General features: G+C 35.8%; 11 protein-coding genes. 4 read left to right on the top strand and 7 right to left on the bottom strand.

Features of this window, described 5'->3' with window-relative positions; genetic code table 11:
* Nucleotides 1-37: 37 nt before the first annotated feature.
* Entirely contained in the window at nt 38-229 is a 192-nt protein-coding gene (locus ACRAD_RS03900) for a hypothetical protein (protein WP_005015619.1), read from the bottom strand.
* An 813-nt stretch (nt 230-1,042) separates the two neighbouring features.
* Between ACRAD_RS03900 and ACRAD_RS03895 the strand changes: the two genes are divergently transcribed.
* Nucleotides 1,043-2,260, top strand: a complete 1,218-nt coding sequence (locus ACRAD_RS03895; protein WP_005025080.1) for a tyrosine-type recombinase/integrase — start codon at nt 1,043-1,045, stop codon at nt 2,258-2,260.
* Nucleotides 2,261-2,277: 17 nt separating this feature from the next.
* Here ACRAD_RS03895 and ACRAD_RS03890 read toward each other — a convergent pair whose 3' ends face one another.
* From ACRAD_RS03890 to ACRAD_RS03880, 3 genes are all read right to left on the bottom strand, one after another.
* Entirely contained in the window at nt 2,278-2,880 is a 603-nt protein-coding gene (locus tag ACRAD_RS03890) for an HAD family hydrolase (RefSeq protein WP_010700110.1), read from the bottom strand.
* Nucleotides 2,881-3,339: 459 nt separating this feature from the next.
* The gene (locus tag ACRAD_RS03885) at nt 3,340-8,085 is read right to left on the bottom strand and encodes an AAA domain-containing protein (RefSeq protein WP_005025077.1); all 4,746 of its coding nucleotides are present in this window, start codon (nt 8,083-8,085) and stop codon (nt 3,340-3,342) included.
* Between the two features lie 165 nt (nt 8,086-8,250).
* Nucleotides 8,251-8,457, bottom strand: a complete 207-nt coding sequence (locus ACRAD_RS03880; protein WP_005025075.1) for a helix-turn-helix domain-containing protein — start codon at nt 8,455-8,457, stop codon at nt 8,251-8,253.
* 341 nt (nt 8,458-8,798) lie between these two features.
* Here ACRAD_RS03880 and ACRAD_RS03875 point away from each other — a divergent pair, with 341 nt between their 5' ends.
* Genes ACRAD_RS03875 through ACRAD_RS03865 form a run of 3 tightly spaced genes read left to right on the top strand, consistent with a single transcriptional unit; the run spans nt 8,799 to nt 10,401 of the window.
* On the top strand, nt 8,799-9,068 hold the full coding sequence (locus tag ACRAD_RS03875; protein WP_005025073.1) for a hypothetical protein: 270 nt from the start codon (nt 8,799-8,801) through the stop codon (nt 9,066-9,068).
* A gap of 49 nt (nt 9,069-9,117) precedes the next feature.
* On the top strand, nt 9,118-9,648 hold the full coding sequence (locus ACRAD_RS03870) for a DUF1376 domain-containing protein (RefSeq protein WP_005025071.1): 531 nt from the start codon (nt 9,118-9,120) through the stop codon (nt 9,646-9,648).
* Nucleotides 9,649-9,657: 9 nt separating this feature from the next.
* The gene (locus tag ACRAD_RS03865; protein ID WP_005025070.1) at nt 9,658-10,401 is read left to right on the top strand and encodes an ATP-binding protein; all 744 of its coding nucleotides are present in this window, start codon (nt 9,658-9,660) and stop codon (nt 10,399-10,401) included.
* A 230-nt stretch (nt 10,402-10,631) separates the two neighbouring features.
* Here the strand turns inward: ACRAD_RS03865 and ACRAD_RS03860 are convergent, their stop codons facing one another.
* The 3 genes from ACRAD_RS03860 to ACRAD_RS03850 form a co-directional block, all read right to left on the bottom strand.
* A complete protein-coding gene (locus ACRAD_RS03860; RefSeq protein WP_005025068.1) occupies nt 10,632-13,184 on the bottom strand; it encodes a hypothetical protein in 2,553 nt (850 codons plus the stop codon).
* On the bottom strand, nt 13,168-13,683 hold the full coding sequence (gene mobC / locus ACRAD_RS03855) for a plasmid mobilization relaxosome protein MobC (RefSeq protein ID WP_005025066.1): 516 nt from the start codon (nt 13,681-13,683) through the stop codon (nt 13,168-13,170). Before mobC ends, ACRAD_RS03860 begins: the two co-directional genes overlap by 17 nt.
* Before the next feature lie 352 nt (nt 13,684-14,035).
* Entirely contained in the window at nt 14,036-15,244 is a 1,209-nt protein-coding gene (locus ACRAD_RS03850) for an IS256 family transposase (RefSeq protein WP_004672268.1), read from the bottom strand.
* Between the last annotated feature and the right edge of the window lie 11 nt (nt 15,245-15,255).

The raw sequence follows: 15,255 nt of genomic DNA, 5'->3' as shown, positions 1-15,255 counted from the left end.
TTATATTTTTTATCAACCGATTTTTACCCTATAGGTTCTATAGAAACATTGTTAAAGTAGCAATGAACAACCCTATACATAGTCCTAAAATAATTAAAATCATCTTTTTTTGAAATTCAGCAGCTCGTCTATCTTCAATTAGAATATCCTGTTCAAATTGCTTGAACTCTCGATAAAGCTGGTCACCTGATTTGGAGCCCGGTGCACCTTTTAATTTAAAATTATGCATACCACTCTTTCTCGCTTTCGCAAACCTGAAAATCTATTCTCATAGAGAAAATCTAGTAAAAAATCTGCTTTTTCTAAAATAACCAGGATATTTGCTTTGAGACAAACTAATTTTAAAAAATGAAAAATTTAAATCTATATCCAGCTAATTATTTTATAATTCAATTAAATAGTTACACTGGCAACACATTACACTTTTATAAAAAACTTAAATCTAGGTATCTTGGACTATTTCTTTATATTTAGCTTATACCCTTACTATTTATAAGGGTTTTAATTATTTTTAAAATCTTTCTCTAAAATGAGCTTAATTTCGCAATAATTTTTTAAATTATCTCTATGGTATTTTTTTCCAAATTTAATTATTTTTCTAAAATTTTATATATTAAAAATTTTTTAGCAATAGGAATAAACCATAGGACTGAACTCTTAAATTAAATATTTTTCAGGTAAGCCTCTCTGTTTTAACTAACGATTCATAGAGTAAATATTTCAGGAAATAAAAAAGGTCGCACAAAGCGACCTTTTTTATTCACTCCACTATATCAAGAAAACTTTTGTAGTGAAGCGATAAATATATTCAAGCCATATCCATATATGAAATATCAATGGCTTAAATAAAGCTTGGACAGATTACATCATGCTTCACAACCATGTCCGCACGTATAACCTTGCATTACCATGATACTTAACCAATTGTTTTTAATAATGTTCCGGAATTACCACGCGTCACCTTAGTACACGTGACATTACTAAAATCTGTGAGTAACCTTGTGAGTAACGAAATCAATTATAAGGTCTTACTCACATCCTCATGTTAAATGATTTTCAAATCAAGCAATTAAAAGCCAAAGATAAAATGTATCGTGTTGCAGACCATTTTGGGCTATGCATTGAAGTAAGAACATCAGGAAGAAAATTCTGGCGTTACCGCTACCGTTATTTAAACATCCCCAAAATGTTAACGATTGGTGCCTACCCAGAGATTAGCTTATCTTACGCTCGTGATAAGACACGTGAGTATCGTAGTCTTTTAGCTCAAAATCTCGACCCTGTAACAGAGCAAAAGAAAGCGCTTGATTCCGCATTGGATGCAATACAGCATACTTTTAAAAGTATCTCGAATGAATATTTAGAAAAGTACAAGGACACTCACTCACAAGAATGGTATGAAAACAGGCTGAGATACTTTAAAAAAGATATCTATCCCGTCATTGGCAATAAGCCAATCAAAGAAGTGAATTCAAATGATATTCGAGTGATTTTGGATAATACCATTACACGAATTCGCAAAAGCAAAAGAGGTACTGGTGAAGTTAAAGCAATCTATGTAAGACAAATCTGCGCTGAAGTCATGCAATACGCAATTATCACACTGAAGATAATCAATGATCCTACAATTGCGCTACGCAGCTATATCAGACGTCCTCCTGTTAATCACGCTACCCCTTTAGAAGAAAAAGATAAGAAAGTGATTCTGGCTTTGATCAATCAATATGGTGGAACTACTGGCACACAGAATGCTTTAAGGACTGCCTTATACAGTATGCTACGTACGATAGAAATACGCAGGGCTAAAAAGTCTTTTGTTAATCTAAAAGATGCGACCTTAACTATTCCTCGTGTATCAAATGCACAGATTAAGGATGGTAAAAGGAATATGAAGAAGAATAGGACGCATGTTGTACCTTTATCTACACAAATGCTAGAAATTATAAAAGAGCAGTTACAGCTTTACCCTGACAGTATTTACTTATTCCCTGGGGATGATGGCATATCAATGTTGGGGAAAAATACACTCAATGAAGCACTCGTTAACATGGGTCTAGGCCATATTACCATGCATGACTTCCGTGCAACTGCATCCACCTATTTAAACGAACAGAATTACAGTAAGGACTGGATTGAATTACAGTTAGCCCATGTAGATGGTGACATGTCCCGAGCTTCTTACAACCATGCAAGTTGGTTAAAAGATCGAAGACAGATGATGCAGCATTTAGCTGATACTATTGATCATTGGCATGAATGACATCAAAAATAATACTGTTAGATTAAATCACCCATGACATCTAACAGTCTTTGGTTTTTATGACGTTCAATGAGCCTTGCCTTCATCCCTAAGGAAATAGGTGTTTCAACATCCAAAATGGGATGATCTCCAATAAAGAGCATTTCTGGAAAATCACAGCCAAAATGTGCCTGAATCACCTTATAAATTTGATGTTCAGGCTTTATGGCTCCAACCTCATAACTAAATACAACAGCATCAAGAAAATCAGGGAGTAGTTTTCTAAGTTGTTCACCATAAGGCATCGCCAAGTTGGAACAAAGCGCAATTTTAAAACCTCTTTCTTTTAAAATTTGCAGCGTAGGCATTGTATCTTCATACAGTTGAATTGTGCTTAATTCAAGCTGAAGATCATTGTTGATCTCCCTCAAAAGTTGCCCTGGTAGTTCTACTCCGAACTTCATCGCTAATTGTGCAACATCAACAGGATTTGACATGATGATCTTTGCATCTTGTGCACTTGGTTTTCTACCATTAGCTTTTAGCCACTTCATCAACTTACGATATGGGGATCGGCTCTCACCAATTTTGACAAGTGTCCCAAAAGCATCAATCACAATAACTTTAGGAAAGTGATTCATCATTCTTACTATGGATAAATATTTTATATTGAGTTTAGCCCAGTAAAGACGAAGAGAGTTTGTAAAATTAAATAAAGTTGCGTTGAATAGCCATCTATCCAAATAAGCAGAAGTGCAGCAGGAATTGATACAGTTAGTCCATGTAGATGGAGATATATCACGAGCACCTTATAACCACGCAAGCTGGTTAAATGACGGAAGAGAGATGATGCAGCATTTAGCTGATACTATTGATAGTTGGTAAAAAAAATAGTTAATTATTTGTTCTAGCTCAAATCTGAGCTAGAACAAATAGAATAAGATCAAACAATACCATCAATAAAAAGCTTTAAAATATTTTTTTCAATCGTGAGCAGTCCTGTAAAGCAGTTGATGGCAACTACCCTATTATAAACAATGATAAGAACTTTGATTTTCCTACTCATTAACTTAATAAAATAAGGGGATTACCCTTATAAACTAATTCAATATAAAAAGATCTTGCTGAACTTTTTGAATTACATTCTCTTCAGGTTCTTTATTTACCCAAACTCTTTGCTCTACATCTTGAATTAAACTACTAGCATGATTCGTAGGTTTAATACTCATTGCATTGAGTTTCTCAATCAAAGACTGAACCATATTTTCACGTTCAATTGACCAACTCGATGCAAAGCATCTCCAGAATGTCCATCCTGCACGTTCTAAAGCACGTTGACGAATCATATCATCATGCCATTGTTCTGGCCCATGATAGCTATCACCATCACACTCAACTGCTAAACGCTGATCTCCATCCGATTCAACCACTAAATCAATTCGATAGCTTCCAACCTTGACCTGTGGAGTAACTGTGTATCCCATTTTATGTAATACCATGAATACAGATTTTTCAAACTCTGATTCACATAACTCTAATTTTGCTTCAAATGATGCTTTTTGATCCTCTTGCAAATCATAAAAATGATTGAGTAAATTCAGCCTTAAATCTTTTGGTGATATATGATCACCACTCACGGAGTGGACAAGATACATCCGTTCACGAGCACGGCTTGCAGCCACGTTAAATCTCTGTTCATGATCGGATCTACTCAAAGCATGACAATTCTGAGGATCTGCTACCATAGATAGGAAAATAATATCTCTTTCTGCACCTTGGAATGCTGAGGCATCCCCACAAGCAAATTGAACTTGGGTAAGAGCCCCTGCACCAAATTCATTCAAAGCTTCTGATTGAATGAACTCAGCCTGTGCTGGCCCCAATAATGAGATCACGCCAATTGATCTATTCGCATATCGTTCATCTTTAAGAAGAAGCTTCATTTCCTCAATAATTGCTTTCGCTTCTATTCGATTAATATGTTTGCTGTTTTTAGATTCTCTATACCCCTGCGGTGTATAAATTGCGACTAAGGCTGGGCTTAACTGCTCAGATTTCTTCGATAATCGCATTGGCTTAATACGGTTACCATAAAAGTTTTTATTACTGTAACTAATGATCGCAGGATGACAGCGGAAATGCTCTAGAAGCATCACGCTTGACTCATAGATAGAAGAAGCCATGTCGTATAAAGACATATCTGGTGTTAAATATGCAGCATGTGGCTGACCATGTAGATAACGATTTCTTAATACATCAATTTGAGCACTTGCTAGACCGACATTACTTGGAGAAACCTGTTTATTATCCCCTACAACTAATAATTTTTTAGCACGCATTAAAACAGGTAATACGTCAATTGATGATTGTGACGCCTCATCTACAATCACTAAATCAAAGAGACCTAATTCAGCAGGCATAGATTCAGAAACCTGAAGATGTGACATGACCCAGCAAGGAATAGCTGCTGTTGCCTCTTTAAGGGCCGCTTGAGCATCTTTTCTATAACGTGGAGCGTTCTTGCCTGTCCCTTTTCCATAGTGTTGTACAGCAATTTTATAGCGCTGTAATGCAACTAAAATTTTATCTGAGGCATTTTCCTTTAATGCCAACCACGTCTTGTTTGCTGCCAATTGAGCGTAATTCTGAGACAGATTCTTCTCGTGAATACGACGACGCTCATACAAGTTTTCAATTCGACTTGTATTACTAATAGTCATTACAAAAGTCTCAAGACGCTTCCATTCCCAAGCCTCGACCAATGTGTTACGTAATATAGGATCCTCAATTTCTTGGGCGTAAGGAATCTCTAGAATATCTTTACTAAGAATCACAGCATTTGTTTGGCTCAATTTAATACTGGCCAATTTAACTCTGTCAAAATCCTCAGTTAGATCTTTCAAATGAGCTAATTTCTTTAATAGATCGGCATATTCTCTTAATTCATTTTCATATAGCGAATCTGAATCAACCTGGGACACAATTTTTTTCAACTGATTTGATATTTTATTATCAAACTCTGATAAATAAAGTATTTGATCAGCCAGTTGCTGTTGATAGACTTCTAAATTAAATATTTTTAACTTCTGACCTAATAATTGAATCAAGTCATCAATATTTTTAGGTAATCCATAGAAATCAAAAGATTTAGCTCTACTAAAAACTTTTAGATAATTGGCACTAAATACATCCAAATACTTATTTTTCAAATCTAGGCATTTTTGGGTTCTAATGATGAGCTGCGTGAACTCTTTTAATATTTCATCAATACCACGATTATTTAACTCGATTAAAGGGATATCTAATTGTGCTGCAATACTATTCCATTTACTCATAAAAACATTAAGAGTTTGCCTTCTATCAATATATTCTTTAACTCTTTTCCACTCATCTGATGTATCAGGATATTTTCCAGAAACTTTAATTGACTTAAATAATTCTTGTAATTCAGCAGTACCAAAATGATACCAATTAAATGGCTTACCTATATCAACAGCACGTTGAACAGCTTGGTATTCTTTTGAGTTTGGTTGTATCTCAAAATTCAGCTCTATGGGATCAGTTAATAGCGATTTTCTGTATTCCACTAAAGGTTGAACTTCTTGAATAAGGTTCGTATAGATATCCAGCTCCATACCCTTATCTTCTGAATTTATCTTTTTGAAATAACTCAATAACCATGGTTCTGCATGATCAAGAACAAGATTTAGATCTTCCAGATAAATCTTTAACCAATCTCTTAGCTCATTAATTTCTACTTCAGAAGTAATTTCCTTGAAACTATGTTTGTCATTTTTCTTTAAGAATTCCTCAATCTCATCCTTTTCTTTTAAGAATTCACTTAATTTTTTTAGACTCGTCGAATCTAATAATCTCTCAGGAACTGGCAGAGAGCCATAATTTATGAATGGTAAATCTGTACCTATTTTCTTCCTTGAGTCTCTCAGTTGAATCAATTCAATCTGGGAAAAAGGAAACTGGTCTTTATTCTCTAAAGTTAATTGGTCGGTAAACCATTCATAGGATGCTCTACTTTCTAATACCGTCTTCACGATATCCATAGGTAATTTTTTATTACCATCTACCTCAATATTCTGATAATGCTTTTCTGCAAAGTTATATATTTCTCGATCAATCAAAGCCATTTCATGATGATTATGATCCACTTGTTGTTTTAAAACTTCAATCGTTCTTTGAACCTCACCAACATTCATCTGAGTAATCTTTTGGACAATCAGATCAATTGAAGATTCAAGCTGATTTTTACTTTCTTTACTTGAGCCAATTCTACTAACTACTAAAGGTTTTAACTCATCAGGAATCTTCTCATGTACTGTTTTCAGAACATGTGACTGCTGTGCAGTTACTAGTACTTTTTTTCCATTCGCCAAATAATGGCAGATAATATTTGCAATGCTATGTGTTTTACCCGTACCTGGCGGACCTTGCACCACTACACCACTGCTAGTTAGCAGGTTCTGAACAATAGTAATTTGTTCTTTGTTATAAGGCAGTGGGAAATAAAGCTCTTCAACTTTTGATCCAAATCCTTCAGTTCCAGAACGCCCCCTAAAACTGTAAGTCTCCTTTTTATTAATATTATTACTTAACTCTGTCACTAATGATAAAGGTTGTTCAGGTATAATTACTGATGGATCATTAAGCCTAGTTTTTAATAACTCAATATCATCACTTAAAATAGAATTTCTTTTAGGGCGACTAAACAGTACCGATGTTAATGTCACTGTTAAGTTCTTAGATGGTATCGCTCTATTCTCTGCCTCAACAATTGTTCCTCTTGAGAAGATATTAGCAACAAAGGCTTCGACTAGATCTGAATATGTTTCTCCTTCAAATAATGCTAGTGAACGCCCATTATCTAAGTTTTCTTTTAAAGCTAATTTCACTTGCCCTGAAGTGGGTATATCATCCTCTAATAAAATGGCATCCATTTCGATATTGGCACGTGTATCTTTAGCACCTACACGTATTAATCCATTTTTTTCTATTTCCATTTCTAAAGGAATAGTAATTAAAGGATATGAATAAGATTTTTGAGTAGTAGGAAGTACCCAATCAACTAAACCAAAACCTGCAACAATTTCCTCACCATCGCCTGTTCCACCTAGGTTAATTGCAGTATTCCAAGAGAATAATTTGTCATAAACAATAATGGATTTTTTAATCTCATCATTGTCTTGTTTCCAAAGTTCCCAATTATTTCGATAATTTTCAAATTCTTTAAACAACTTCTGAATTATGCCAATTTTAGTGATCAAATCATTTGCCACTAAAAAGTAAGCTAATCGCAAGTGATCAACTCGCTTAAAAGATACTAGCTTATTTAAACTAGCATAATTAAAAGTCGGTACTTTTTCAGTTTCAACATGGATGTGCAAAGACAGTTGTTTAGATGGTATAGGCATCGATTGAAGTTGTAAGCGTTCAATTTGAAACCACCAATCACTATCATTCAGAATCTTTAAACCACGAAGTTTTTTAAGATCATAGGAATAAAATCTATTACCATTAATTTCATATTGAATTTTTTGAGTATCCTCAGCTTGATGAGATACATAGTCCAATAATTGGATCAGCCTATTCTTAGCAAAATTACTAATTTCATGTTCATGCTGCATAATCAAATTTTCTACTTTCTTAGGTACTTCTATTTCGGATATGGAAGAAATTATTGACCATCTAAAATTGTCATCTTTGAAAAAATATTCTTGATTTTTATCAAGGAAGGAATTTACCTCCTTCTTTTCAACACCAAGAATTTTAGCAATTTCCCTTCCCGTTAAATTAGGTTGAGTATGCAGAATATTTGCAATTACATCCTTCATGCTAAAAATACTTCCTGATGATCTAACAGTTACAATAAATCATATATCAAAACTTCTAATCCCCACTTAATTATTTAGTATGGATACTAATGAGCAATTCATTTGAGGTAGATCAGAAAATTAACAACTATATTTAATATGAATCTTAATAATATAAATAAAAAGCTACTCATATTTTATATAAATCAATAACTCTCCCACTTCTACTTCTAAAGCAGTACAAATCTTATCAATCGTCTCAAAATCTATACGAACGGACTCGTCGTTATACAGTTTATAAAGCGTACTTTTATTAATACCTGTCTCTTTTACAAGATCTGCAACACGCATTTTTCTTTCAGCTAACAATACAGCCAAGTTCGACTTAATCATACTTTTTCCTAGTTAAATAGTAAAAAATACTTGAAATCCCGTAAAATTATGATAATTTACGTCTAAGGAATAAATTTTCCTACTTTCCTAGTACTTTTTATGAGGTTGATTATGCCATAGCTGCAGATAATTCCCCATATATTTTACGAAGAACAAAAAATTCAGGCCTGTGCAAACAACTTATACCTCTCTCGCCAAAGTGAACCATAAGTCGTGCAAACAAGCCTGAGATACCACCAAGACGTAAATCATGAGGTACTTACCAATGATAAAGAAAATAAAATCTAAACGAAATCCCTATTTCCTTGTACTGCCTAATTCTGGCTGTCAGGAGATTCACCATGTTTGATAAATCAGTATTTGATGGTGTCGTCGTATGTGAAGCTGCCGATGCAATGGCAAATCATATTATCACTGAGTTTGAAATCCCTCGTTTAGATCGTTTGGCTACTAAGCTCAAAGTAAATAGCTGCTTCAATGATCATCAAGCCCTTCGTCTTTGGGCTGATCGTTTATGTGAAAACTATCCCATTACCAATGATTTCACCGTATACGACTTAGAAGATCTCATACAAACGGCTCGTATACTTTTTTTAAAAATATTTTCTTAATTCTCTTCTGGGGCATGTTTGAAATGCCCCTACCTTTTGTAGGTTCAAAATGAATACTGACGCAACAATTTGGATGCCACTGTATATTGGTGATCTTCAAGCGAAATTTACTCGACTTTCGAGCGAACAAGTGGGTGCTACCCTTTTTCTCATGATGGACTTTTGGAAGAATGGTCCTATACCAAGTGAACCCAACATTTTGATGAGTGTGACCAAACTAACTAGTCCTAAAACCAAGAGCCTAATAACTACATTAAAAATCCTGAATCTTTTTGAAGAAGTAAATGGATTTATTCAATCTAACTACATCACTACATTAAAAGAACAAGCTATTCTCAATCAAAAGATGAAATCTGAACGTGGGAAATTAGCAGCACAAGCTCGTTGGAATAAAAGCTCAAGTAATGCTGATGCATCAGATTCGGAGTGCTCTAGCAATGCACAAGCATTACTTAAAGAATGCCCTTCACCTTCACCTTTACCTTTACCTTCATCTTCATCTTCATCTTCATCTTCATCTTCATCTCAAAGGAAGGATGATAAAAATGAAGAAAAACCGATTAATCGAAAATGGATTTAGGAGTAGATGATGAATATAGGAATTGATCTTTTAAAAACTCCTAAGGAAGTTTTAAGCACCCTCTGTACAAAACATGGCTATCCATTAATAAAAATAGGTAGTCATCAAGTGTGCAAAGTCTGTGCGAAAGAAAATCTTGAACAAACGAATAGAGAACACAAGGAAGAGTTACAGCAAAAGTTGTTACAACACCGTATTCATAGCTCAGGACTAAATCAACGCTACTTGGAATGTGGTTTTTCTAATTATAGTGCTAGTACTATTGAACAGCAGCAAGTTGTCGAATGCTGTCAGAATTTCACACAGCAATTATTAAACGGATCGAAATCCAACCTTATCCTTTATGGCACACCAGGTACTGGAAAAACGCACCTAGGATCAGCGATCATTCGCAATGTTATCTATAAAACCAAAATGTCATCTCGTTATATAACGAGTGCTCAGATAGCAAAAACCATTATGAATTCATGGAGTATTGAAGACCAATCTGAGGAGCAATGGATTCAATTTTTTGCTGATTTTGATTTACTCGTCTTAGATGAATATGGGCTACATGATCGTCATTCATCTCGTTTAGAACTTGTTCATAAAGTGCTATACAAACGCTATGACATGATGAAGCCAACTATGATTATTTCTAATTTTGTCCTTGATGCGCTTGAGACTGATTTAGGTATGAGGCTTTGGTCAAGATTACATGAAAATCAATTAATCACTTTGCCTTGTTATTGGTCTGACTACAGAATGAAGTAGCAAAAAAAGCCTTGGCAGTACCAAGGCTTTTTAATAATGGTCTAAAGTTTTACATTTCAAAACCTGAGTGAGTTATTCGATTTAGAGATCGGTTGTTTACGTTACTGTTTAGGATCAGCTGATATCAAACCATTTTCTTAAAGAATTAAACTAATGATGTAACGATTATTGCCTACATCGACAACCGCATAATCGTATGCACTAGTAGCTTGCTTCACTGCTAGGTTTTCCTAAAAATCAAAATCGGCATTCGAATCATTTTCCTGTTTGGTTTTTAATTCAGGTTGAGGTTGAATATCTGTGATCTTCAATTGAGCTTCATTAGAACTTTGATAGATAGTAAATGTGAAGGTTTTAATTCGCTCTTTGATTTCACCGAAGTTTTTGAGGCACGAGAGATATGAAGCTCTTTGATCTTCAAGATGATTATTTTTATGGGAGAGGATTGAATCACATTTTAAGTAGTTCAGCATCCTTTCATCATTTTTGATGATTTCTGCGATTCTTTCATAGTCATGACTGTTGATATGTCTTCTAGCTTCCGTCATGTATGCTAGGAGTTTTTCGGTTTTTTGCTCCGTGATCTCAATTAGCCACAACGCTTTTTTATCCTCATAAGCCTGTTGTTGCTGTGCTGATAGCTCTTGGTAAGCTCTAATATAACCAGGATAGTATCCATCAAATCTTAGCTGCCAATCTGTTGCTGGCTTTGGCTTGCATCGAATTTCAGCAACGATAGGTTCTAATTGCTCAAGTTTTTGATTAAGGTCATCAAGCGTTCTACAGTTTCCCCAAGCATATTGATCTGCTTGCTTTGCATCTCTAAGTCTTCGTAAAAGTCGTTTGGTGGCTGAAATTGCAATATTTCCGAGAGTGCTTTCTCCAAATCTATCTGTTGTTTGCTGATTACCTGTTGAAAAGGGCTCAATTCGCTCTGCACTAAGTTTCTGACAGTGTCTTTCAAATTCAGCTGACTTAATACTATCGTTAATTGCCTGTGCAATTGGATATTCAAGTTTTCTTGAAATTCTCGCTGTAATTGCTCCGAAAATTCGCCCTGTTCTAAATTTGAAAGTTCTGCTTTCATTGCTGAAATCAAAGCGGTTTGAGCTTCTTTCTCTATATTCAATGTCTCGATTTTCTTCACTAAACGCTGCTCTACTTCGTTGTAGCTGATCAAAATGCTTTTTAATGAACTGACCTGTTTGCTCAAGGCTTCGTTTTGTTCTGCTAACAAGCTGTTTTGTTGTTGCAATAAGTTTGTTTGTTCTATCAAATATTGATCTATTTCGGTCTGCATGACTTACCTTTGTAATCTCTTCAAATACTCGATTTGGGCGGTGATTGATTCTGAATTCTGTTGAATCACCTGTTGTTGTGCTTTGATGGTATTGACGTTTGTACCTGTTTGATAAGCCGTAAATAAAGCGATTAAAAGACTCAGCAGTCCAATCAAGATCCCCCCACCCAACATGTATGTCGCTTTTTGCGTATCCAGTTTTTCCGTAATCAACATCGCTATACTGCTCTCTATCGGCTTGCTTTGGTTGGCGATCGCTTGCTGTATCTGGACTTGAATACTCTTTTGTAAGCTGGGTTGGTCTATTGAGATCTTCTGCAATTGGGTGTTTATTTTGGTCTGTAATTCTTGAATTGATATTGAAAATGAATCTATGCTCGATTTCACTTTTGAAACTTCCGCAATATCTATATTGGCAAGTTGAGACTGGAGTTGATTGATTTGTGCTGTGTAGTCCTCTGTCAGTGTTTGTATGGCTTGGGGTGATAGATTCCCTATCTCTTTCAAAAATGAGTTGAGATGCATTTCCAATGCTATTGTCGTCCCCTGTACGCTGTGCAAAAGCGTAGTGCTTTCGATTATAGGCTGCTCGCTTTGCTCTATAAGTTTCTCGAAATTGATCAGCGTCTGAGAGAGCTGCTGCAAGCTCATTTGGAGCTTTTCGGCTTTCTGCTGCTGCTCGGAGACGCTCTGAATAAAGTCCAATTTCGAATTGTTCATGATAAAAATCACCTCTGAGTCTGTGTGTTTTTCCGTTGATAAGTTCAACTGCTAAATACTCTTTGCTTTGGTCAACGGACTTAACAGCTTTGAGTTGCGATATACATTTGACAATATCCGCTCTGTTTTGAATTGTTTGTGTCTTTAACAGCGTTTTGACGTGATTATCAATCGTCTTGCAAAACTGTTTTTTTGTAAGTGCAATAAAGTCTTCCCTTGCGTAGAGTTTTTCAGCTTGTGCATTGATTTTGGCCACATGATTTGGCTCCTGTGTGGTCTGCATCAAAAGCAAATCATCTGGCCGTGACCACTGATATTTTGTATTGAAGTAATCTCTTAATGCATCAAAGTGTTTTTCATGCCCAGGGGGAGCAATATTGAGTGATTTCCCGCTTTGAATGTCGAGCCGTGGTGCTAAAACATGAATGTGCTTTGAGCCATCATCATCTGTGTGTAACACAGCAAATAGGTGATACTGTGATTGTTCCAATCCTGCAAATGAATGCTCCTCAAAGTCCGTTAAAACTTCCATAATCTGAGCATCAGTCGGATCATCATCTTTGGACCAAGCGATGACTCCACTCGTATATTTCCATAGGTGTGGACTCGCATGACAAATAGCATTGAATGTGGTGGCATCGCCCAGTAAAACCTGAACACCTGCACGAACATTTCCACGATGATCAAGTCGCTCTAAAAGGTATGCGGAAGCATGTGCAGCTGACCCTTTGCCATGCTCTAAAAATTTAATATGCACTTTCATCCTTCTCCGCTAACACGATAGAAGGTTGTGTCTGATCAACGTTTAGATTTTCGAGTTGCTTGCGAAGCCTATTCGGACGTTGCCTACTGATTTTTGGTAAAGTAGGAAATATTTGTTCTAACTCATTTTGAATACCTTTTAAGACCAATAACACATGAAAAATATCAAGCTTACGCTGATCTCTTGGATCCGCATTTTTGATGATGTTTAAAGCACGGGCTATTTGATTCAGGTTATTCCCAATTTTAGATAAGGCCAGTAACAAATCAGGATCAGTGATTTGATAAAGTTTAACGATTTCAACTTCGGTTTTAATTTTGAGTCTCGGCTCCTTCTCATCTTCAATCATCCCTCGAACCGTAACAGCATCATGCATCACTTCACGTTGAATTAAGGAATGAATAAAGTCAGTAAAGTTAGTACGTTCTTTTTCAATGTGTAGCTCCAACTGCTCTAGCTGCAATTGAGTAAGTCTAAAATTTTTGGTTTTACTTCTCATATACAATCACGCTAACCGTTCTTTGCTTTTGCTTTTAAGTCAATGAAGTTGACTTGCCCATCTGTGATGGGCTGGGAGGTCTTAGGAGGGTTTCCCTCCTAACAAGCCCTGTACATAAAAAATTCGAAGAATTTGTATGTACAGGTAGGCTTGCTTATTTCCATCACGGATTTTTATGACATTAGCAAAGAACAAAATTACGGATCGGTTTTGGTGGTGATTTTGAATTTTTTAGCTAGTTTTTAAAAAAATGGTAATCCAATTAAAAAATCCCATTTAAACAAATGGGATTTTTATTAACTTTGAAACCTGTTTAAAGAGAGGGTGTAAATAATTCTGTGTAAATACAGTTTTAAAAATACTTGGTTACACGCTCTTCAAACATGATACTAAAGCGATTCATGGCAGCTTTCCAATTCTGAATAGGCATCGTCCATTTTTTGCTTGCTGCCATAATTGCTAAATATACCACCTTTTTCACGGAATCATCAGTTGGGAAGATTTTTCTTTTCTTGGTTGCATGGCGGATAACGCTGTTCAATGATTCAATCGCATTGGTCGTGTAAATCGCTTTGCGAATATCCATAGAGTAAGCGAAAAACGTGTTTAGATTCGACCAGTTGGCAAGCCATGACTTGCTGATTTGAGGATACTTCTCATCCCATTTTTGTCCAAATTCATCTAAAGCCTGTAAGGCTGCGTCTTCTGTAACAGCTTGATATATCTTTTTTAAATCGGCTGTGACAGCTTTGTAGTCTTTCCAACTCACATATTTAAGATTGTTGCGTACCATGTGAATGATACACAACTGAATATGCGTATCAGGGTAAATTGTATTAATCGCATCAGGAAACCCTTTCAATCCATCTACGCAGGCAATCAGAATATCCTTTAAACCACGATTTTTCAGTTCTGTAAGCACTGAGAGCCAAAATTTAGAACCCTCGTTTTCTGACATCCACATACCTAATAGGTCTTTCTGTCCGTCTGTATTGACACCTAATGCCAGATATACCGCTTTGTTAATAATCGTACTATCTTGACGCACTTTCACGACGATACAATCCATATAGACAATAGGATAAAGGGCATCCAATGGTCTATTTTGCCATTCTATTACTTGTTCTTTAACTGCATCCGTCACTTTGGAAATAAGCGTTGGGGAGACGTCCGCATCGTACATTTCCTTGAATGTGGCAACAATATCTCGTGTCGTCATGCCTTTGGCGTATAGGGATAGGATTTGGCTATCCATTTGTGTGATACGGGTTTGACTCTTCTTGATCAACTGGGGCTCAAAAGTGCCATCACGATCTCTAGGCGTGTCTAGTTCAAATTCACCATCATCAGTAAATAGCCGTTTAGTTGTATAGCCATTACGTGTATTTTTGCCTATACGAGGGCTATTCTTCTCATAGCCTAAATGTTCAGTCAGTTCAGCATTGAGTGCAGTTTCAACGGTGAGTTTCTTTAAAGCTTTACTGAAATTATTCAGGTCAGCTTCTGTTTTTAAGTTCTTAGCAAATTCTTTTGCCAATGCCAGCATTGCTTCATCTTTCATGGTAAACACCT

It is taken from the genome of Acinetobacter radioresistens DSM 6976 = NBRC 102413 = CIP 103788 (assembly GCF_006757745.1).
GTDB classification, from domain to species: Bacteria; Pseudomonadota; Gammaproteobacteria; order Pseudomonadales; family Moraxellaceae; genus Acinetobacter; species Acinetobacter radioresistens.
This window is presented reverse-complemented; position numbering and strand designations above follow the sequence as displayed.

Coding starts and splice junctions, on each gene's coding strand:
- ACRAD_RS03885 (WP_005025077.1), bottom strand. CDS start 8,085: ATGAAGGATGTAATTGCAAATATTCTGCATACTCAACCTAATTTAACG.
- ACRAD_RS03880 (WP_005025075.1), bottom strand. CDS start 8,457: ATGATTAAGTCGAACTTGGCTGTATTGTTAGCTGAAAGAAAAATGCGT.
- ACRAD_RS03865 (WP_005025070.1), top strand. CDS start 9,658: ATGAATATAGGAATTGATCTTTTAAAAACTCCTAAGGAAGTTTTAAGC.
- ACRAD_RS03895 (WP_005025080.1), top strand. CDS start 1,043: ATGTTAAATGATTTTCAAATCAAGCAATTAAAAGCCAAAGATAAAATG.
- ACRAD_RS03875 (WP_005025073.1), top strand. CDS start 8,799: ATGTTTGATAAATCAGTATTTGATGGTGTCGTCGTATGTGAAGCTGCC.
- ACRAD_RS03900 (WP_005015619.1), bottom strand. CDS start 229: ATGCATAATTTTAAATTAAAAGGTGCACCGGGCTCCAAATCAGGTGAC.
- ACRAD_RS03860 (WP_005025068.1), bottom strand. CDS start 13,184: ATGAAAGTGCATATTAAATTTTTAGAGCATGGCAAAGGGTCAGCTGCA.
- ACRAD_RS03870 (WP_005025071.1), top strand. CDS start 9,118: ATGAATACTGACGCAACAATTTGGATGCCACTGTATATTGGTGATCTT.
- ACRAD_RS03850 (WP_004672268.1), bottom strand. CDS start 15,244: ATGAAAGATGAAGCAATGCTGGCATTGGCAAAAGAATTTGCTAAGAAC.
- mobC (WP_005025066.1), bottom strand. CDS start 13,683: ATGAGAAGTAAAACCAAAAATTTTAGACTTACTCAATTGCAGCTAGAG.
- ACRAD_RS03890 (WP_010700110.1), bottom strand. CDS start 2,880: ATGAATCACTTTCCTAAAGTTATTGTGATTGATGCTTTTGGGACACTT.